16 protein-coding genes are annotated in these 14,114 nt (G+C 57.5%); 5 read left to right on the top strand and 11 right to left on the bottom strand.

Translation table 11 applies throughout. From position 1 onward, the window contains the following. Positions 1-33 precede the first annotated feature (33 nt). From QP970_RS06730 to QP970_RS06715, 4 genes are all read right to left on the bottom strand, one after another. Positions 34-612: a GNAT family N-acetyltransferase gene (locus QP970_RS06730; RefSeq protein ID WP_005280037.1), complete on the bottom strand. Its 579-nt coding sequence runs from the start codon at positions 610-612 to the stop codon at positions 34-36. A gap of 77 nt (positions 613-689) precedes the next feature. Next, positions 690-2,054, bottom strand: coding sequence for an RNA 5'-3' helicase PhoH2 (gene phoH2 / locus QP970_RS06725; protein ID WP_239267957.1), 1,365 nt, complete (start codon positions 2,052-2,054; stop codon positions 690-692). 236 nt (positions 2,055-2,290) lie between these two features. Then, positions 2,291-2,899, bottom strand: a complete 609-nt coding sequence (locus tag QP970_RS06720) for an LGFP repeat-containing protein (RefSeq protein ID WP_239267958.1) — start codon at positions 2,897-2,899, stop codon at positions 2,291-2,293. 146 nt (positions 2,900-3,045) lie between these two features. Next, a complete protein-coding gene (locus QP970_RS06715; protein WP_239275742.1) occupies positions 3,046-3,720 on the bottom strand; it encodes a LysR family transcriptional regulator substrate-binding protein in 675 nt (224 codons plus the stop codon). 35 nt (positions 3,721-3,755) lie between these two features. Between QP970_RS06715 and QP970_RS06710 the strand changes: the two genes are divergently transcribed. After that, the gene (locus QP970_RS06710; protein ID WP_438802133.1) at positions 3,756-4,160 is read left to right on the top strand and encodes a DUF5997 family protein; all 405 of its coding nucleotides are present in this window, start codon (positions 3,756-3,758) and stop codon (positions 4,158-4,160) included. Here the strand turns inward: QP970_RS06710 and glyA are convergent. Further along, positions 4,157-5,440 carry a serine hydroxymethyltransferase gene (gene glyA, locus QP970_RS06705; protein ID WP_284869795.1) on the bottom strand — a complete coding sequence of 428 codons (1,284 nt, stop codon included), beginning with the start codon at positions 5,438-5,440 and terminating at the stop codon, positions 4,157-4,159. The two genes, QP970_RS06710 and glyA, sit on opposite strands and share 4 nt — an antisense overlap. A gap of 119 nt (positions 5,441-5,559) precedes the next feature. Here glyA and coaA point away from each other — a divergent pair, with 119 nt between their 5' ends. Then, a complete protein-coding gene (coaA, locus tag QP970_RS06700; RefSeq protein WP_239267962.1) occupies positions 5,560-6,486 on the top strand; it encodes a type I pantothenate kinase in 927 nt (308 codons plus the stop codon). A gap of 3 nt (positions 6,487-6,489) precedes the next feature. On the opposite strand, the gene QP970_RS06695 is transcribed toward coaA, so the two are convergent. From QP970_RS06695 to mca, 3 genes are read right to left on the bottom strand one after another with little or no spacing between them, the layout of a single operon-like run. Further along, entirely contained in the window at positions 6,490-7,260 is a 771-nt protein-coding gene (locus tag QP970_RS06695) for an isoprenyl transferase (protein WP_284771501.1), read from the bottom strand. Positions 7,261-7,278: 18 nt separating this feature from the next. After that, positions 7,279-7,590 carry a hypothetical protein gene (locus QP970_RS06690; RefSeq protein WP_239267964.1) on the bottom strand — a complete coding sequence of 104 codons (312 nt, stop codon included), beginning with the start codon at positions 7,588-7,590 and terminating at the stop codon, positions 7,279-7,281. Between the two features lie 3 nt (positions 7,591-7,593). Further along, positions 7,594-8,484 carry a mycothiol conjugate amidase Mca gene (gene mca / locus QP970_RS06685; protein WP_239267966.1) on the bottom strand — a complete coding sequence of 297 codons (891 nt, stop codon included), beginning with the start codon at positions 8,482-8,484 and terminating at the stop codon, positions 7,594-7,596. 92 nt (positions 8,485-8,576) lie between these two features. Between mca and QP970_RS06680 the strand changes: the two genes are divergently transcribed. The 3 genes from QP970_RS06680 (at position 8,577) to QP970_RS06670 (ending at position 10,018) form a co-directional block, all read left to right on the top strand. After that, complete coding sequence (locus tag QP970_RS06680; protein WP_239267968.1) at positions 8,577-9,047, top strand: DUF4307 domain-containing protein; 471 nt, start codon at positions 8,577-8,579, stop codon at positions 9,045-9,047. 120 nt (positions 9,048-9,167) lie between these two features. After that, positions 9,168-9,689 carry a transcription elongation factor GreA gene (gene greA / locus QP970_RS06675; RefSeq protein ID WP_005280026.1) on the top strand — a complete coding sequence of 174 codons (522 nt, stop codon included), beginning with the start codon at positions 9,168-9,170 and terminating at the stop codon, positions 9,687-9,689. A 56-nt stretch (positions 9,690-9,745) separates the two neighbouring features. Then, on the top strand, positions 9,746-10,018 hold the full coding sequence (locus QP970_RS06670) for a thiamine biosynthesis protein X (RefSeq protein WP_239267970.1): 273 nt from the start codon (positions 9,746-9,748) through the stop codon (positions 10,016-10,018). A 57-nt stretch (positions 10,019-10,075) separates the two neighbouring features. Here the strand turns inward: QP970_RS06670 and QP970_RS06665 are convergent, their stop codons facing one another. From QP970_RS06665 to QP970_RS06655, 3 genes are all read right to left on the bottom strand, one after another. Continuing rightward, positions 10,076-11,740 carry a hypothetical protein gene (locus QP970_RS06665; RefSeq protein ID WP_239267972.1) on the bottom strand — a complete coding sequence of 555 codons (1,665 nt, stop codon included), beginning with the start codon at positions 11,738-11,740 and terminating at the stop codon, positions 10,076-10,078. Between the two features lie 306 nt (positions 11,741-12,046). Next, positions 12,047-12,772: a DUF3558 family protein gene (locus tag QP970_RS06660; protein ID WP_239267974.1), complete on the bottom strand. Its 726-nt coding sequence runs from the start codon at positions 12,770-12,772 to the stop codon at positions 12,047-12,049. Positions 12,773-13,141: 369 nt separating this feature from the next. Next, complete coding sequence (locus tag QP970_RS06655) at positions 13,142-13,888, bottom strand: Bax inhibitor-1/YccA family protein (RefSeq protein WP_255716968.1); 747 nt, start codon at positions 13,886-13,888, stop codon at positions 13,142-13,144. Between the last annotated feature and the right edge of the window lie 226 nt (positions 13,889-14,114).

The following is a 14,114-nucleotide window of genomic DNA, read 5'->3' as shown; positions in this document are numbered from 1 at the left end:
CTACGGCCTTCGTGGTTACTAGGCACAGTGTATTTAGCGGTTCTTTTCCTCCGGCTTGGGGAGCAGGAGCTCGTAGACATCGGTATCGCGCCACTGACCGGCCAACTCGCCATAGGTCATCTTGGCCATGTGGGAGTAGGTGCCGACCTTTTCAAAGCCGCGGGACTTGTGCAGGCCCGCAGAGCCTTCATTTTCCGGGAAAATCCAGGAGTGGATGGCCCACTTGTGCAGATCCTTGCACACCTCAATGAGGCAATCGAGCAAGGCCCCGGCGATGCCACGGCCTTGGGCATCAGATCCCAAGTAGATGGAATCCTCCACCACGCCGTGGAAGACGGTGCGCGATGAAATCGGGGCGGCCGAAACCCACCCCAATACCTTGGAATCATCGTCCGCCTCAACGGCTACGTGCACCGAAGCCATGATTTTGGAGTTCGTAAACTCCTCATAGGTCAAGGAACGGGTCTCATAGGTGGCATGGCCGGTTTGCAGGCCCTGCTCGTAGATCTCCCGCATCTGCGGGTAATCGGCCGACGTGAAAGGCCGGATACGGAAATCCTTTTTCTTTTCGTCCGCAGACGTCTGCTTGGCGTTCTCGCTCATAGGCACCATTATTACTGGTCTTAGGTGATTTTTGCCATATAAATTTGATTAAATTCGCTGTCTGCGAACACGCTTTCATCTCTCCCTTAATCATTGCCCTCCAATAGATCCGTTACTAGCTCCGCAATGGCAGAGCGCTCCGATCGCTGAAGGGTAATGTGCGAGAAAAGCTCATGGCCCTTGAGCTTTTCGATGACCGCCTGTACCCCATCGTGGCGGCCCACCCGCAGGTTATCGCGCTGGGCAACGTCATGGGTGAGCACTACTCGCGAGCCTTCCCCCAAGCGCGAGAGCACGGTAAGCAAAACATTGCGCTCCAGCGACTGCGCCTCGTCCACGATAACGAAGGCATCGTGCAAAGAACGGCCGCGAATATGGGTTAGGGGCAGGACCTCGATGAGCCCGCGTTCGTGGATCTCCTCCAGCACGTTGTCAGAGACTAAGCCTTCCAAGGTGTCATAGACCGCTTGGGCCCACGGGTTCATCTTCTCTGACTCAGAGCCCGGCAGGTAACCCAGCGACTGCCCGCCGACGGCGTACATCGGCCGAAAGACCACGATGCGGCGATGTTCACCGCGCTCTAAGACCGCCTCCAAGCCGGCGCATAAGGCCAGCGCGGATTTGCCGGTGCCTGCCCTACCACCGATGGACACGATGCCGACTTCCGGATCCAACAGGAGATCGAGGGCGATGCGCTGTTCCGCCGAACGCCCCTGCAGGCCAAAGGCATTTCGATCGCCGCGCACCAGGCGCACCGCCCCGTCCGGCAGAATGCGGCCCAGGGCAGATTGCGCGCCGCCGACCAAGGTGATGCCGCAGTGCACCGGCAAGTCTTCCACTGGGGTGTCATCGTCCGTGACGACCCCATCGAGCAGCACTTCCCCATCGCTGTAGAGGGCATCGATGACATCCGTGGTGGTATAGGCGGTGGCCATACCGGAGTACCCGGTCAAAATGACGTCCTGAGCGTGATATTCATCGGCCTGCACGCCCACGGCGCCAGCCTTAACGCGCAGCGGCACGTCCTTGGTAACAAGAACCGTGTCCTTGCCTTCGTGTGCCAGGTTCAAGGCGCAGGCCAAGATGCGGTGGTCTCCTTCCGGCCCGCGGAATGCGGCCGGCAAGAGCGATTGGTCTTGGTGGTTGAGCTCTACCCGCAAGGTACCGCCGTCCACGTTGACCGGAACGGGCTGGTCGAGCGCCTCATAGGTAGCGCGCAGCTCTTCCAAAAAGCGAAGAGCTTGGCGGGCGAACCAGCCAAGCTCTGGGTGATGACGTTTTCCTTCCAATTCAGAGATAACCACGACGGGAAGGACGACCTCGTGTTCGGCAAATTTTCGCAGCGCCCACGGGTCAGATAATAAAACCGAGGTATCAAGCACGTAGGTCTTGGTAGCGACGTCATTTTCCGTGGTGCCTAGTGCAGTAGAAAGTACAGAGGGGCGAGTCATGATGGCAGGAATCTTCCTTTGTAAAGCGGTAGAAAGCTGTTCTTCCTTGTCTGCCCCCTAGAGCCGCTAGTGCTGCGAACTCTTAGGGGCTGCCACCCAACCTAAGCACCCAAGGTTGAAATCACATGGGTGGAAGATGAACTTTAAGAAAACGACAGATCCCTGCGGGAAAGCCGCAGGGATCGTGGCGAGAGGTAATCGACGCGCCGCGTGGGCAGGGCGCCGACTTTTAGCTTTTAGGCGTTGATATCGGCCGCGAAGGTGCCGTCTTCACCCTCAGTCCAGGAGATGGTGCCGTTGCTAAACTCCTGGGTCCAGCCGTTCGCCTCGACTGCGTCAGCCTCTGGCTTGGTAGGCAGGCCAACGGAGGAAGCGAGTCCGCCCTCGTTTACCCAGGTTTCAGCAATCTTGCCGATGACCGGCTGCGCACCAGTCTCCTCAGAGTATGCCAAGTACTTGCCACCCTCGAAGGTAGCCAGGGTGCCTTCATCGGAGGACTCTATGCTCTGCACGTCGCCCCACTCGGCCTGCTTTTCCTCGATGGCAGCTGCAAGATCAGCGGGAACTTCTTCTTCGCCATGTGCAGTGGTGATGGTCTGGGTTTCGCCCTTGGCGCCCTCTGCATCACCGTCCTTGGAGCCGGTTGCCTCTTCGGCGGCGGAACCAGCGGCGTCGGTGGCATCGGATGCGGCAGAGCCGGCAGCATCCGAGGCGTCTGCGGCTACGGAGCCAGCGCTATCCTTAGCGTCATCGGCGGCGTCCTCTGCGTCCGAGCATGCAACGAGAGCAACGGAAAGGGTTGCGGCCGCGAAGCCACCTGCAATACGACGAGTCATCTTGCGCATTTCTGGATCTACCTTTCGATTTTCAGCTGAAATATTAGTTCGTTGTAGGTTTAAGCCGCCATTGTGGCGAGCGCAGCCAACGGTATACCCCAAATGCACTTCCTTGCCACCGTGTGCAACGGGGTTAGCGCGGATCAACCCTCATATCATCGTCGTTTGCGCTGCTTAGGGCACTTCTTTTGTTTCTGTAACGGATTGTTAACAATCCTTCGAGACTGTTTGGCTTTAGCTTTTTCACGGGCGGTGCGCTTCGGCTTTTCCTGCCTGGAGGAGCGAGCGGTGCGGCCCTTAGCGATGCCCACAAAGTCCTGGATGGCCTCGCCATCCTCCGCCTTCCGCCAAACCAAGGCAATTTCCGTCACCGGCACGCCGCTATCCTTGAGCGCGAGCGGAACCACCTGTTTCTTGCTGAGGATTTTTAATAGCGGCAGCGGTGCGATGGCGATGCCCACATTGGCCGCGACCACCTGCAGGGCCTCTCGTACGGCGGCGATATCGACCTCGCCGGCATCGGTGAGGCGGTAGTTGAGGTGCTCATCGGAGACATCGGCAAGCGCAAGCGCCTCACCCACCTCCGCATAGACCGAGTCTTTTGGAACCGCAAGGCCGGGGGCCTCCTCATAAAGGCGCACCACGTGGAAAGAGTCATCCACCCGCGGATCCGGCAGGCGCGTTAGCGCCAGATCCACGTGACCTGCGAGCAATTCTGCCATGCTGTCATCCGCATCGACGGTGGATAAACCGCCGTGGGCAGTATTGTCCTGAAATCTCTGAAACCATTTTCCAGGTTCCGTACCGGTCACAAAGGCTAAGCGCAGCATGGAGCACAGTCTACTGAAAGTGCTACGGTTAAACCGTGAGTGAACAACATAACCAACAGCAACCGTCCGGTACCGCGATGCGCGCGCAGACCGCCGCTAAGAAGCTGAATATCTATCTGCCCGCCGCGCCTGAAGAATTTCAAAATAGCGCGGTCAGCCACGAGGAACTGCGTGAGCTGCAGCACAATCCCCCGCAGTGGCTGCAAACGCTGCGCCGCGAAGGCCCCCACCCCCGGCAAGAAGTTGCCCACAAACTGGGCATTTCCGTTACCGCGCTAAAGAAGAACGACATGGATAAGCCGCTGACCACCGCGGAAATCAGCGAGCTTTTGGAAAAGCAGCCGGAGTGGCTGCAGCAAGCCCGCGCCACGCTGGCGCAGGCTCGCGGCCACGACGTTCACAAGGACGCCGCAGAGGATGCTTTAGAAGATAAGGACTAAACCAGCTTCCAGTCCTCGAGGCCCTCATACAGCGGGTAGTCCTCCGCGATCTTGTCGACGCGCCGGCGAAGTGCCTCGACATCGGCGTTATTGCCCTGCGCCAAGGCGGTACCGATGACATCGGCAACCTCGGTGAAGGCTTCCGCATCGAGGCCACGGGTGGCCAGGGCGGAGGTGCCGATGCGCAGGCCCGAGGTGACCATCGGCGGACGAGGATCGTTCGGGACCGCATTGCGGTTGACGGTGATTCCTACCTGGTGCAGGAGGTCTTCTGCCTGCTGACCATCGAGCTGCGAGTTGCGCAGATCGACCAAGACGAGGTGGACATCGGTGCCGCCGGACACAACGTCCACGCCAGCTGCCTGAGTGTCTTCTGCCAAGAGGCGATCGGCCAGAATGCGGGCGCCCTCAAGGGTGCGCTCCTGCCGCTCCTTGAATTCCTCGCTGGCCGCAATCTTCATGGAAATGGCCTTTGCCGCCACCGCGTGCATCAGCGGTCCACCCTGCTGACCCGGGAAGACGTTGGAGTTCAGCTTCTTTGCGTACTCCTGCTTGGCCAAGATCATGCCGGAGCGCGGACCGCCCAAGGTCTTGTGCACGGTGGTGGAGACGATATCGGCGTGCTCGACAGGGTTCGGGTGCAGGCCCGCGGCAACCAAGCCCGCGAAGTGGGCCATATCAACCCACAGGTAAGCGCCCACCTCATCGGCGATTTCGCGGAAGGCCGCGAAATCCAGGGTGCGCGGGTAAGCGGACCAACCGCCGATGATAACCTTTGGCTTCTCCTTAAGTGCCTGCTCGCGCAGCTTATCGATGTCCACGCGCATGGTCTCTGGGTCCACGCCATAAGCTGCGACATCGTAAAGCTTGCCGGAGAAGTTCAGCTTCATGCCGTGGGTCAGGTGTCCACCGTGGGCCAAGGACAGGCCGAGGATCTTATCGCCCGGTTCCGCGATGCTGGACAGGACTGCGGCATTAGCCTGCGCGCCGGAGTGCGGCTGCACGTTGGCAAATTCCGCGTTGAAGAGCGCCTTCGCGCGGTCGCGGGCAAGATCCTCAACGACGTCGACGTGCTCGCAGCCGCCATAGTAACGACGCCCTGGGTAGCCCTCGGCGTACTTATTGGTCAGGACAGAGCCCTGTGCCTGCAAGACGGCGCGCGGCACGAAGTTTTCAGACGCGATCATTTCCAGGGTTTCGCGCTGGCGGGAAATTTCTCCCTGGATAGCACCGAAAACATCTGGGTCAAGATCGCGCAGGTCAGTATTAAAAGAAGCCATAAAAGACTAGTCCTCTTCTCGGTAGGAAGCAGTATGAACTATTACATATCATAACCTTTCGGCTACCTTACAGGGGGCAAATTTTTCATTCCCTTATCGCCGCGTGCGACAATTAAGTTATGGCGCGCAACCTGGATTCAAGCCCCTACCTCGACTTTGACCGTGAAACCTGGCGTGAACTCCGCAAATCCATGCCGCAGGTGCTGACAGAAAACGAGCTAGAAGAGCTACGCGGCATCGGCGACCGCATTGATTTGGACGAGGTGGCAGACGTCTACCTCCCCCTCTCCCGCCTTATCCACATGCAGGTCACCGCCCGGCAGCAGCTCACCGCCGCCACCGAGGCCTTCTTGGGCAACCCACCCACGCACGTGCCCTTCGTCATCGGCGTGGGCGGTTCCGTGGCCGTGGGTAAATCCACCACCGCCCGCCTCCTCCAAGTGCTCCTACAGCGATGGGACTCTCACCCGAAGGTGGACCTAGTGACCACGGACGGGTTTCTCTTTCCCACCCAAACGCTTAAAGACCGCGGACTGATGAAGCGCAAGGGTTTCCCCGAATCCTATGACCGCCGTGCACTTATGCGCTTTGTTACCGACGTCAAATCCGGAAAACCCGTGGTCAAAGCGCCGCTGTATTCGCATATTACCTATGACATCGTCAAAGATCGCTATCAAGAGGTCAATCAGCCGGATATCTTGATTTTGGAAGGCCTCAACGTCCTCCAGACCAGCCCCACCTTAACCATCGCGGATCTATTTGATTTCTCCGTCTACGTCGACGCCCGCACGGACGATATTGAACAGTGGTACATCGACCGCTTCCTCACGCTGCGCCACACCGAATTCCGCCGGCCCAATGCCCACTTCGCTGCTTATGCCGATATGAACGACGAGCAGGCGCGCGCCCAGGCCCGCGAGATTTGGCAATCCATTAACCTGCCAAACTTGGTGGAAAATATCCTACCCACCCGCGTGCGCGCATCGCTGGTATTGAAGAAGGGATCGCATCACCTGGTTGAACAGGTCCGCATGCGAAAAATCTAGCCGCTACTTACCAAAGCGGCGCGAACGCTGCGAATAATCACGCAGCGCGCGCAGGAAATCTACCTTCCGGAACGCCGGCCAATAGGTATCGGTGAACCAGATTTCTGAATAGGCCGCTTGCCACAGCAGGAATCCGGAAAGACGCTGCTCGCCGGAGGTGCGGATCACCAAGTCTGGGTCCGGCAGGCCCTTGGTATATAGGTGTTCCGTGATCGAGTCTGCGGTGACTCGGTCCGCCATCTCGGCAGCGCTGGTGCCCTTTTCAGCCTCGCTGCGCACCAGCTTCTGAACGGCATCAACGATTTCTTGGCGCCCACCGTAGCCCACAGCCACATTGACGATGACCCCTTGGTTATCCTTGGTTTCCTCGGCGGCATCGACCATGCGCTGTGTTACCGGCGCGGGCAACAACCCTAAGTTACCCACAAGACGAACCTGGCAATCCAGATCTCCCTGGGACAGATGCGTGACCACATCAGAGATGATGTCAAAAAGTAGCTGCACTTCCTGCTGGCTGCGCTTCAAGTTCTCCGTGGATAAGAGGTAGATGGTGACTACCTCAATATCGGTATCGCGGCACCACGCGATCATCTCTCCAATTTTCTTCGCCCCTTGGCGGTGGCCGTGGCTAATATCTGTAAACCCGGCTTCCCGCGCCCAGCGGCGGTTGCCGTCAGCCATGATCGCCACGTGCTTCGGCTGCGGTCTGCCCTTGATAAGCCGCACGAGGCGTGCTTCATACAAGGGGTACATCAGCCGCTTGAGAAATGTCACGTTGATTACTCCAGCCGCTTAGAAAATCGACTTCTTGCGGTTATCGTAAAGGCCAGCTTCCTTGAGCGCCGCATCCACTGCTTCTTCGTCGAATGGATCGATTCCGTGGTCTTCAGCGAACATGGTGCGCCGACGGAAGCGCGAATAGCGGCGGTGGAAGTTCCAGCCCGCTACCAGCACGGCAACGCCCAAGATGGCCAAGATGAGCAGTCCGATGGGCGAGGCTTTGCCAAACTCGGGCCCCATTGGCCCACCCTCAGCACCTTCTGTGCCTTGCGCAAGGACAGTGACATCGTGCGCAGCCAAGAAAAGGGAGTCATAGACGCTCATGCTTTAAGTCTCCTCGTTCTTTTCAATGCCCGCAAATAAATCATTTTCCGGCAGCGACGTCGATACTCGGGTCTTAGCTAATTCAAACTCTTCTGTAGGCCACAGACGCTGTTGAACCTCCACGGAGGTGGCCAAGAATGCGCCCGCAGGATCGATCTGCGTCGCGTGCGCCCGCAGCGCATCGTCGCGGTTTTGGAAGTAATCGGCGCACTCCACCTGCGTGGTAACGCGAGCCATGATATCGCCAAAAGCCGTATCCCAGCGCGCCAGCATAGGACCATACGGGCTGGGTTTGCCCTCCTCAAGGAGGAGATCGTGGAACATCTTCATGCGCTGGTACACAAAGCCATGCGAGTAGTACAGCTTCAGCGGCTCCCAGGGCTCGCCCAATTCTGGGTGGTAGTCAGGGTCACCGGCTTTTTCCCACGCAATCATAGATGCTCGGTGGACCATGAGGTGGTCTGGGTGCGGGTAGCCGCCATTTTCGTCATAGGTAATGATGACCTGCGGGCGGAACGAGCGAATAACGCGCACCATTTCCTGGGCCGCCGCATCATCACCCATCAGGGCAAAGCAGCCTTCCGGCAAAAGGTCTTCCATGCTCTTGCCTTCCTCAGGATCCGGCAGGCCGGAATCAACGTGGCCTAACCACTGGTGTTGGACCCCAAGCGCGCGGGCTGCCTTAGCCATTTCCTCGCGGCGTACCTCAGCCATGTTTTCCTTAACGCCAGGACGGTCCATAGCCGGGTTAATAATGTCACCGCGTTCACCACCGGTGCAGGTCAGCACCATTACATCCGCACCTTCTGCAGCGTAACGGGCCGTAGTCGCAGCACCCTTAGAGGATTCATCGTCCGGGTGTGCGTGGATTGCTAGGAGGCGAAAGTCGCTCACTGAAAATCCATCCCCTTTAAAACTAGCTTTTAGAACAGATCACTATCTTAGTAGATAATGGGAAAATGGTACTCCTCGGTTAAAGTAGGGCTATGACTTCCGCCGGAAATTCTCGCTCCGCCGCGCGCTACGGCTCGCGCGATAAATCACAAAAGAACTCTGGTAGCTGGACCAATAAGGCGCTGGTGTTGATTTTCGCCGCCATGCTCGTCACCCTTCTTTATTACGGTTTCCAGTATTTTCGGGAAAAAGAATCCGTCAATGCTCAGATCTCTATGGTCACCCAGGAGGTTCTCAGTGATGACACCACGCGCGTCTGGGTCGATGTGACCCGCAATCACACCGATGAAGACGCCTATTGCATCGTGCAGGCCTACGATTACTCCAAATCCGAGGTAGGCCGCCGCGAATTTGCCGTTCCCGCCGGCGGAAAAGAAACGCATCGCATTGCCGTCGATGTCCCCACCAATGCCCGCGCCGTCGCCGGTGGCGCCTATGGCTGCTCCGGCAATATCCCGGATTACCTGGATATGGACAACCCCGACTACGCGGAAAGTCGCTAGCTCCATGTGCTAGGATTTGTACAGCCTAGAACTGGGCATTTGCCTGGTTGCATACTTAACTTCGGTCCCGCCACCATCGCGGGGCTTTGACCACTATTCCACAGCACGGAAGGTTTTAGAATGGCTGAGCAGCAAAAGCAGTACATCACCCCAGAAACCAAGGCAAAGCTCGAGACCGAGCTGCAGGAGCTTATCGATCACCGCCCTGAGGTTGCAGCGGAAATCAATGAGCGCCGCGAAGAGGGCGACCTGAAAGAAAACGCCGGCTACGATGCCGCCCGCGAGATGCAGGACCAGGAAGAGGCCCGCATCAAGCAGATTTCTGAGCTGCTGGCTAACTCCACCACCGAGCGTGGCACCATGCAGGAGGGCGTTGCCTACACCGGCAGCGTCGTTCACGTGTACTACAACGGCAACAAGGACGATAAGGAAACCTTCCTCATCGGCACCCGCGCTGCTGCGACCGATAACAAGGACTTGGAGACCTACTCCGAGCAGTCCCCGCTGGGCGCCGCCATCATCGGCGCACAGGAGGGTGAAACCCGCGAGTACTCCGCACCAAATGGTAAGACCATCTCAGTAACCATCGAGTCGGCCGCCCCGTACGATTCCGCCAAGGCTGCCACCCCGCGCGAGTCCTAATTCCCTCCATCTACCCCACTACCGCCTTCACTACTCTGGAGAAAGAGCACATCCCCATGAAGAAATTCTCCCGTTTCGCTACCGCTGGATTAGTATTTGCCGCCGGCCTTTCCTTGGCCGCATGCCACCCGCCGAATCAGCAAGATTCTGAATCCGGCAAGATCGACAATGCATCGACCTTTACCGGCGAAGCACCGGCGCAGAAGGATGCCGAGACGTCCTCGTCTGCTGCCACCACCGAGACCGAAGTGGATCCGGAGGGCCTGCAAAACGGGGTCGAGGAACCTGAGCAGCAGCCAAAGGCCACCGCGACGCAACTGCCGCAATAAAAGAAGTGGGCTGAAGGATTATTTCCTTCAGCCCTTTTTCTTTCCACAATTCACTGGCTAGGATTCTCGCGCCCAATTGCCGATGACCCCAGGCACGACCGCCGGCGGCTCGCCCAACAGATCCCGCTTATTCGGATCGCGCTCCACCTGCGTGGTTACCGCCTTCACCCGGTTCTTGTCATTTCCCTGACCCCGCGTTCCCATCATCGGCGCAAGGGCGCGCATGCCAGCGGCCGGTCTCCCGGCACCGGTTTTAGCACCGGTACTATTGGCGGCGCCTCCCCCGCGCACCACAGCTTCACGCGCAGCGCCCCTTTCTAGGTGTCCGCGGCTACCGTTACCGCCGCTGCTATTGCCAGCAGCTTCACCTGCGGCCCGAGGAAGCGCGCCTCCCACGCCGCGGGCGCCGACACCCTCACCGGCACCGCCGCGCATTCCTACTCCGCCGCGCGCAGCAGTTCCGCCAGCTCCCAAACCTGGGGCGGAATTTACGAGTGCACCCATATTTCCACCTGCCCCAGAACCAGGCCTTCCGCCCGTACCGATGGCCCCGCTGCCGAGCCCGGCCAGCGAATTGAATCCGCCACCACGAAGCGCACCAGTGTTTCCACGTCCAGTTCGCCCGCCGACGCCAGGACCACCTGCTGCACCGGCAATACCGGTTCCTGTGCCGACCCCGGATCCGGCTCCGTTACCAGAACCAGTTCCACGTCCAACACCAAGCGGTGCTCCCATCCCGGTAGAACCGAGTCCGCCGCTACCGCTGCCAGCTCCAGCACCAATACCCGAGGTACCGGGAGCGGCACCTGCCGTTGGCATAGATCCTAAGTGGCCATGCGATGCCGTCGCCCCAGGAAGTGAGGCCCCACTGGTTGCGATATCGCGACCGCTGATATCTATACCGTCGCCCACGCCTAGCTCAGAAAGCGCCCTTCTGCCATCTGCATGCAATTGCTCCTGGAACGCGGCAGTTTCCTCAGGAGTCATGCCGACGGATTCCAAATCGTGGACCGTACCATTAGCCACGTCGAAGTTTCCCGGGCCCACATCGCCGCGAGCAATAGCTTCCTGAATTGCACGCGGCCAGACGACGTTGTCGGTGTTATATTTCTGGCCATCGCCCTCCACACCTGACAAGCCAGCATCTACGCCGCCGCCTCCGGATGCCGGCGACTGTTCCATCAGCGGATGTTGATTAGGCATGGCGTCGATGGCAAACCTCTGGAGATCCGGCTGCAGCTTTGCCAACGCCGCCTTCTCTGCAATTTTTCGCTTCGCTGGATCAGGGATTTTCATAATATCCATCGCCATGGCCATCGCCGAAGGCTGAATCATCATCAACCGCGAGTGGAACCCAGTAAGCTTTTCTCCCATTGCTGCGGCATTGGCCACAAAGTGTTTCCCGGAGGCTGCCACTTCCCTAATCTTCGCCGCCGCCCGCGACGTGGTTTCGCTGTCATTCTCACTTTCCAAGGAGCCTGCGGCTTCTTCAAGACCGCTCACGATCTCCCGAACCTCAGAACCTAACGACGCCCAACGCGCATTAGCTTCAGACACACTCCAAATCTGCGTTGACATCAAGTCCGTTGCCAACTTGGTAATCGACGTGCCGACGTTAACTACCGGAGGAGTAAAGGCGAAGGGGCTATACCCCGGCTCCGGCTGATCCATAATCGGCATCGATTCAACGCCAATCTCACCACCCGCATCAGCGATATCCATCGCCCTACTATTTGCAGTTTCTTGGGCTTCAAAGCCTCGAGCTTCTCGGGCAAGAGCCTGCGACAACCATTCGACTTGCGAGGCATAGTCCAGGAGCGTCCCTTTAGCCGACCCCGGGTCGGTGGTAAGTGTCCTTTCGTGCACACCCCCTACGTGATCAATTCCCGACACATTCGAAAAGCCCGAATTAAGAGGGCTATTTACTCGGTCCTTTAGTGACTGAGCTCGACGGTATAGATCAGATATTATGCTGGTATTTCGTTGTAGATTTTTGACACTAACAAGCATGTTTCCCCCAAAACACGACTATTGTTTGAGATTAGTAATGAGTTCAGCAACCAATTGACATCTCTTCATTGCACTTGACTGTGGTGTGACATCATTTATGCCGACGGTAATCGTTCCTCGGCTGGTAGAAAGATATCCATTACACTGGGAATCTTTAAAAAGCTCAGAGTTAAATAGGTGAATACCTTCGATATCTGCTGTTTCATCTTTTTGTCGAAGATCTTCATTTAACTCTAGCCCATCAATAGCAGTTGAATCGCTAGCTGCAGAGACTAGAATGCTTTCAGAAAAATTCCTCCCATTCGATGCAAAATTGCAAAAATAGTGCCCCGGCTCTTTTCGATAATCGAGTATTCGTGGTTCTAAACCAATTTCCTCCAGCCTGTCCGGCGGAATTTCCGTACATGGATCGAATAGCTCGAAATCTGGATCAGCAGGATCAAATTCTCCCGGTGGCGGTAGTGCCCCGGAATCCTCATCTCCCGTGGCGCCGGTCTCCCCCCGAAGACCGGCGCCGGCCCTCGAATGCTCGCCTTCGGGGTGTTCCGAATCCCCCGGATTGTCTTCCACATCATCCCCCTGGCTCCCGTTGGCATTACCCGCGCCATCGACCGAACTAGTGCCATCAGTTTCTGCCGTCATCGCGGCATCTTCTGATGCGCTCTTCGAGCCGACTTCCGCAGCGCAGCCACTCAGCGTGACCGAGCTGACTACCAGCGCTGCTACGGTTGCCTGACGTTTCACAACAATCCTTCGGTTACTCCTTTTAGACGAGCTGGAACGAGAAGAAAATAGAGGAGAGAACTCTCTACCTTCCGGTTTCCCGTTCCCGCCACATAGCATGCATGAATCGTGCAAGAATTTCTCGTTGAGAGCGCAAATTAGTCAATATTTAACTATCTCATTATCCTCATTCGCCACATTTAAATCTTTTCAAATGGTGAAATTAACTGCTCATTGACTGTCTTTGACCTGAAAGCCCGCTCCTACCCGCTTAAAACCTAAAGAACGGCTTAATACCCCCTGAATTACCCCAATAATTACACGCCCGTAAGCCAAAGGAAAACACAAAAATGGCCCGCACCGAAGTGCGGGCCGAAAGCGTAGAGAGGCTTAGTTGCGCTGAACGTAGCTCAACAGGCGAAGGATTTCGGTGTAGAGCCAGACCAAGGTCACGGCCAAGCCAAGGGCTACGCCCCATGCCTGCTTGGCAGGAGCGCCGGCACGGATAAGGCGGTCTGCTTGGTCAAAGTCGGTCAGGAAGGACAGAGCAGCCAAGACAATGCAGACCAAGGAGAAGATGATGGCGAGGGGGCCACCATCGCGCAGCGGGTTGAAGTCGAAGAAGATGGCGCCCAAGAAGTTAGCGAGAGCCATTACCGCGACACCTGCAATGAGGCCGACCAAAATCTTAGTGAACTTTGGAGTGACCTTTACTGCACCGGTCTTGTAAACAATGAGCATGCCGATGAACACGCCGATGGTGCCAACGATTGCCTGGCCGATCAGCGCCATGCCATTAGAACCACCGATGGTGCTGTTAGCGAAGACGAAGGAGAATCCACCAACGAAAAGGCCTTCGAATACCGCATAGATGAGGGTCGCAGCCGGGGAACCCCACTTACGACCAAAGGAGGCCACCAGTACGGTGATGAATCCGCCGATGCCGCCGACCAGCATAAGCATCATCGCGGTGCCTGGGTTCATGGTGCCTAGGTAGAAGTTGATAGCAGCGGCCACGATAATAACGCCGAGGGTGATGCCCGTCTTGGTGACGACGTCATCCACGGTCATGGGGCGAGGGGCTTCGCTCGCGTAGCCGGGGTTCTGCTGCTGGTTAGTTTCAGTCAGCGAGGTCATAACCGGATTGCTTGAACGCACGGTTGTCCTTTCTCAGTGATGTACGAATCATCTTTCTCATGGAGATCAACGTCATCACGCCCCACAAAGTTCCTCATTTAGAATAATTTGTTCAAGATTCCAAGAAATTTATTACTGAACAGGTCTCTCCTGACGCGCGACGCTATTTAGTACCGGTAGGGCGGTATCGAGTACCGACCGGTGCGGATATCGGGTACCGGGGGTA

Source organism: Corynebacterium sp. MSK073 (genome assembly GCF_030232085.1).
GTDB lineage: Bacteria > Actinomycetota > Actinomycetes > Mycobacteriales > Mycobacteriaceae > Corynebacterium.
Note: the sequence above shows the minus strand (reverse complement) of the source record. Positions and strands in the feature narration are given on the sequence as shown.

Excerpts from the sequence above, each read along its gene's own strand:
- QP970_RS06665 (WP_239267972.1), bottom strand. The coding sequence starts at position 11,740 with ATGGATATCGCTGATGCGGGTGGTGAGATTGGCGTTGAATCGATGCCG.
- QP970_RS06720 (WP_239267958.1), bottom strand. The coding sequence starts at position 2,899 with ATGCGCAAGATGACTCGTCGTATTGCAGGTGGCTTCGCGGCCGCAACC.
- QP970_RS06670 (WP_239267970.1), top strand. The coding sequence starts at position 9,746 with ATGAAGAAATTCTCCCGTTTCGCTACCGCTGGATTAGTATTTGCCGCC.
- phoH2 (WP_239267957.1), bottom strand. The coding sequence starts at position 2,054 with ATGACTCGCCCCTCTGTACTTTCTACTGCACTAGGCACCACGGAAAAT.
- QP970_RS06690 (WP_239267964.1), bottom strand. The coding sequence starts at position 7,590 with ATGAGCGTCTATGACTCCCTTTTCTTGGCTGCGCACGATGTCACTGTC.
- QP970_RS06655 (WP_255716968.1), bottom strand. The coding sequence starts at position 13,888 with ATGACCTCGCTGACTGAAACTAACCAGCAGCAGAACCCCGGCTACGCG.
- QP970_RS06680 (WP_239267968.1), top strand. The coding sequence starts at position 8,577 with ATGACTTCCGCCGGAAATTCTCGCTCCGCCGCGCGCTACGGCTCGCGC.
- QP970_RS06715 (WP_239275742.1), bottom strand. The coding sequence starts at position 3,720 with ATGCTGCGCTTAGCCTTTGTGACCGGTACGGAACCTGGAAAATGGTTT.
- coaA (WP_239267962.1), top strand. The coding sequence starts at position 5,560 with ATGGCGCGCAACCTGGATTCAAGCCCCTACCTCGACTTTGACCGTGAA.
- QP970_RS06730 (WP_005280037.1), bottom strand. The coding sequence starts at position 612 with ATGGTGCCTATGAGCGAGAACGCCAAGCAGACGTCTGCGGACGAAAAG.
- glyA (WP_284869795.1), bottom strand. The coding sequence starts at position 5,440 with ATGGCTTCTTTTAATACTGACCTGCGCGATCTTGACCCAGATGTTTTC.
- greA (WP_005280026.1), top strand. The coding sequence starts at position 9,168 with ATGGCTGAGCAGCAAAAGCAGTACATCACCCCAGAAACCAAGGCAAAG.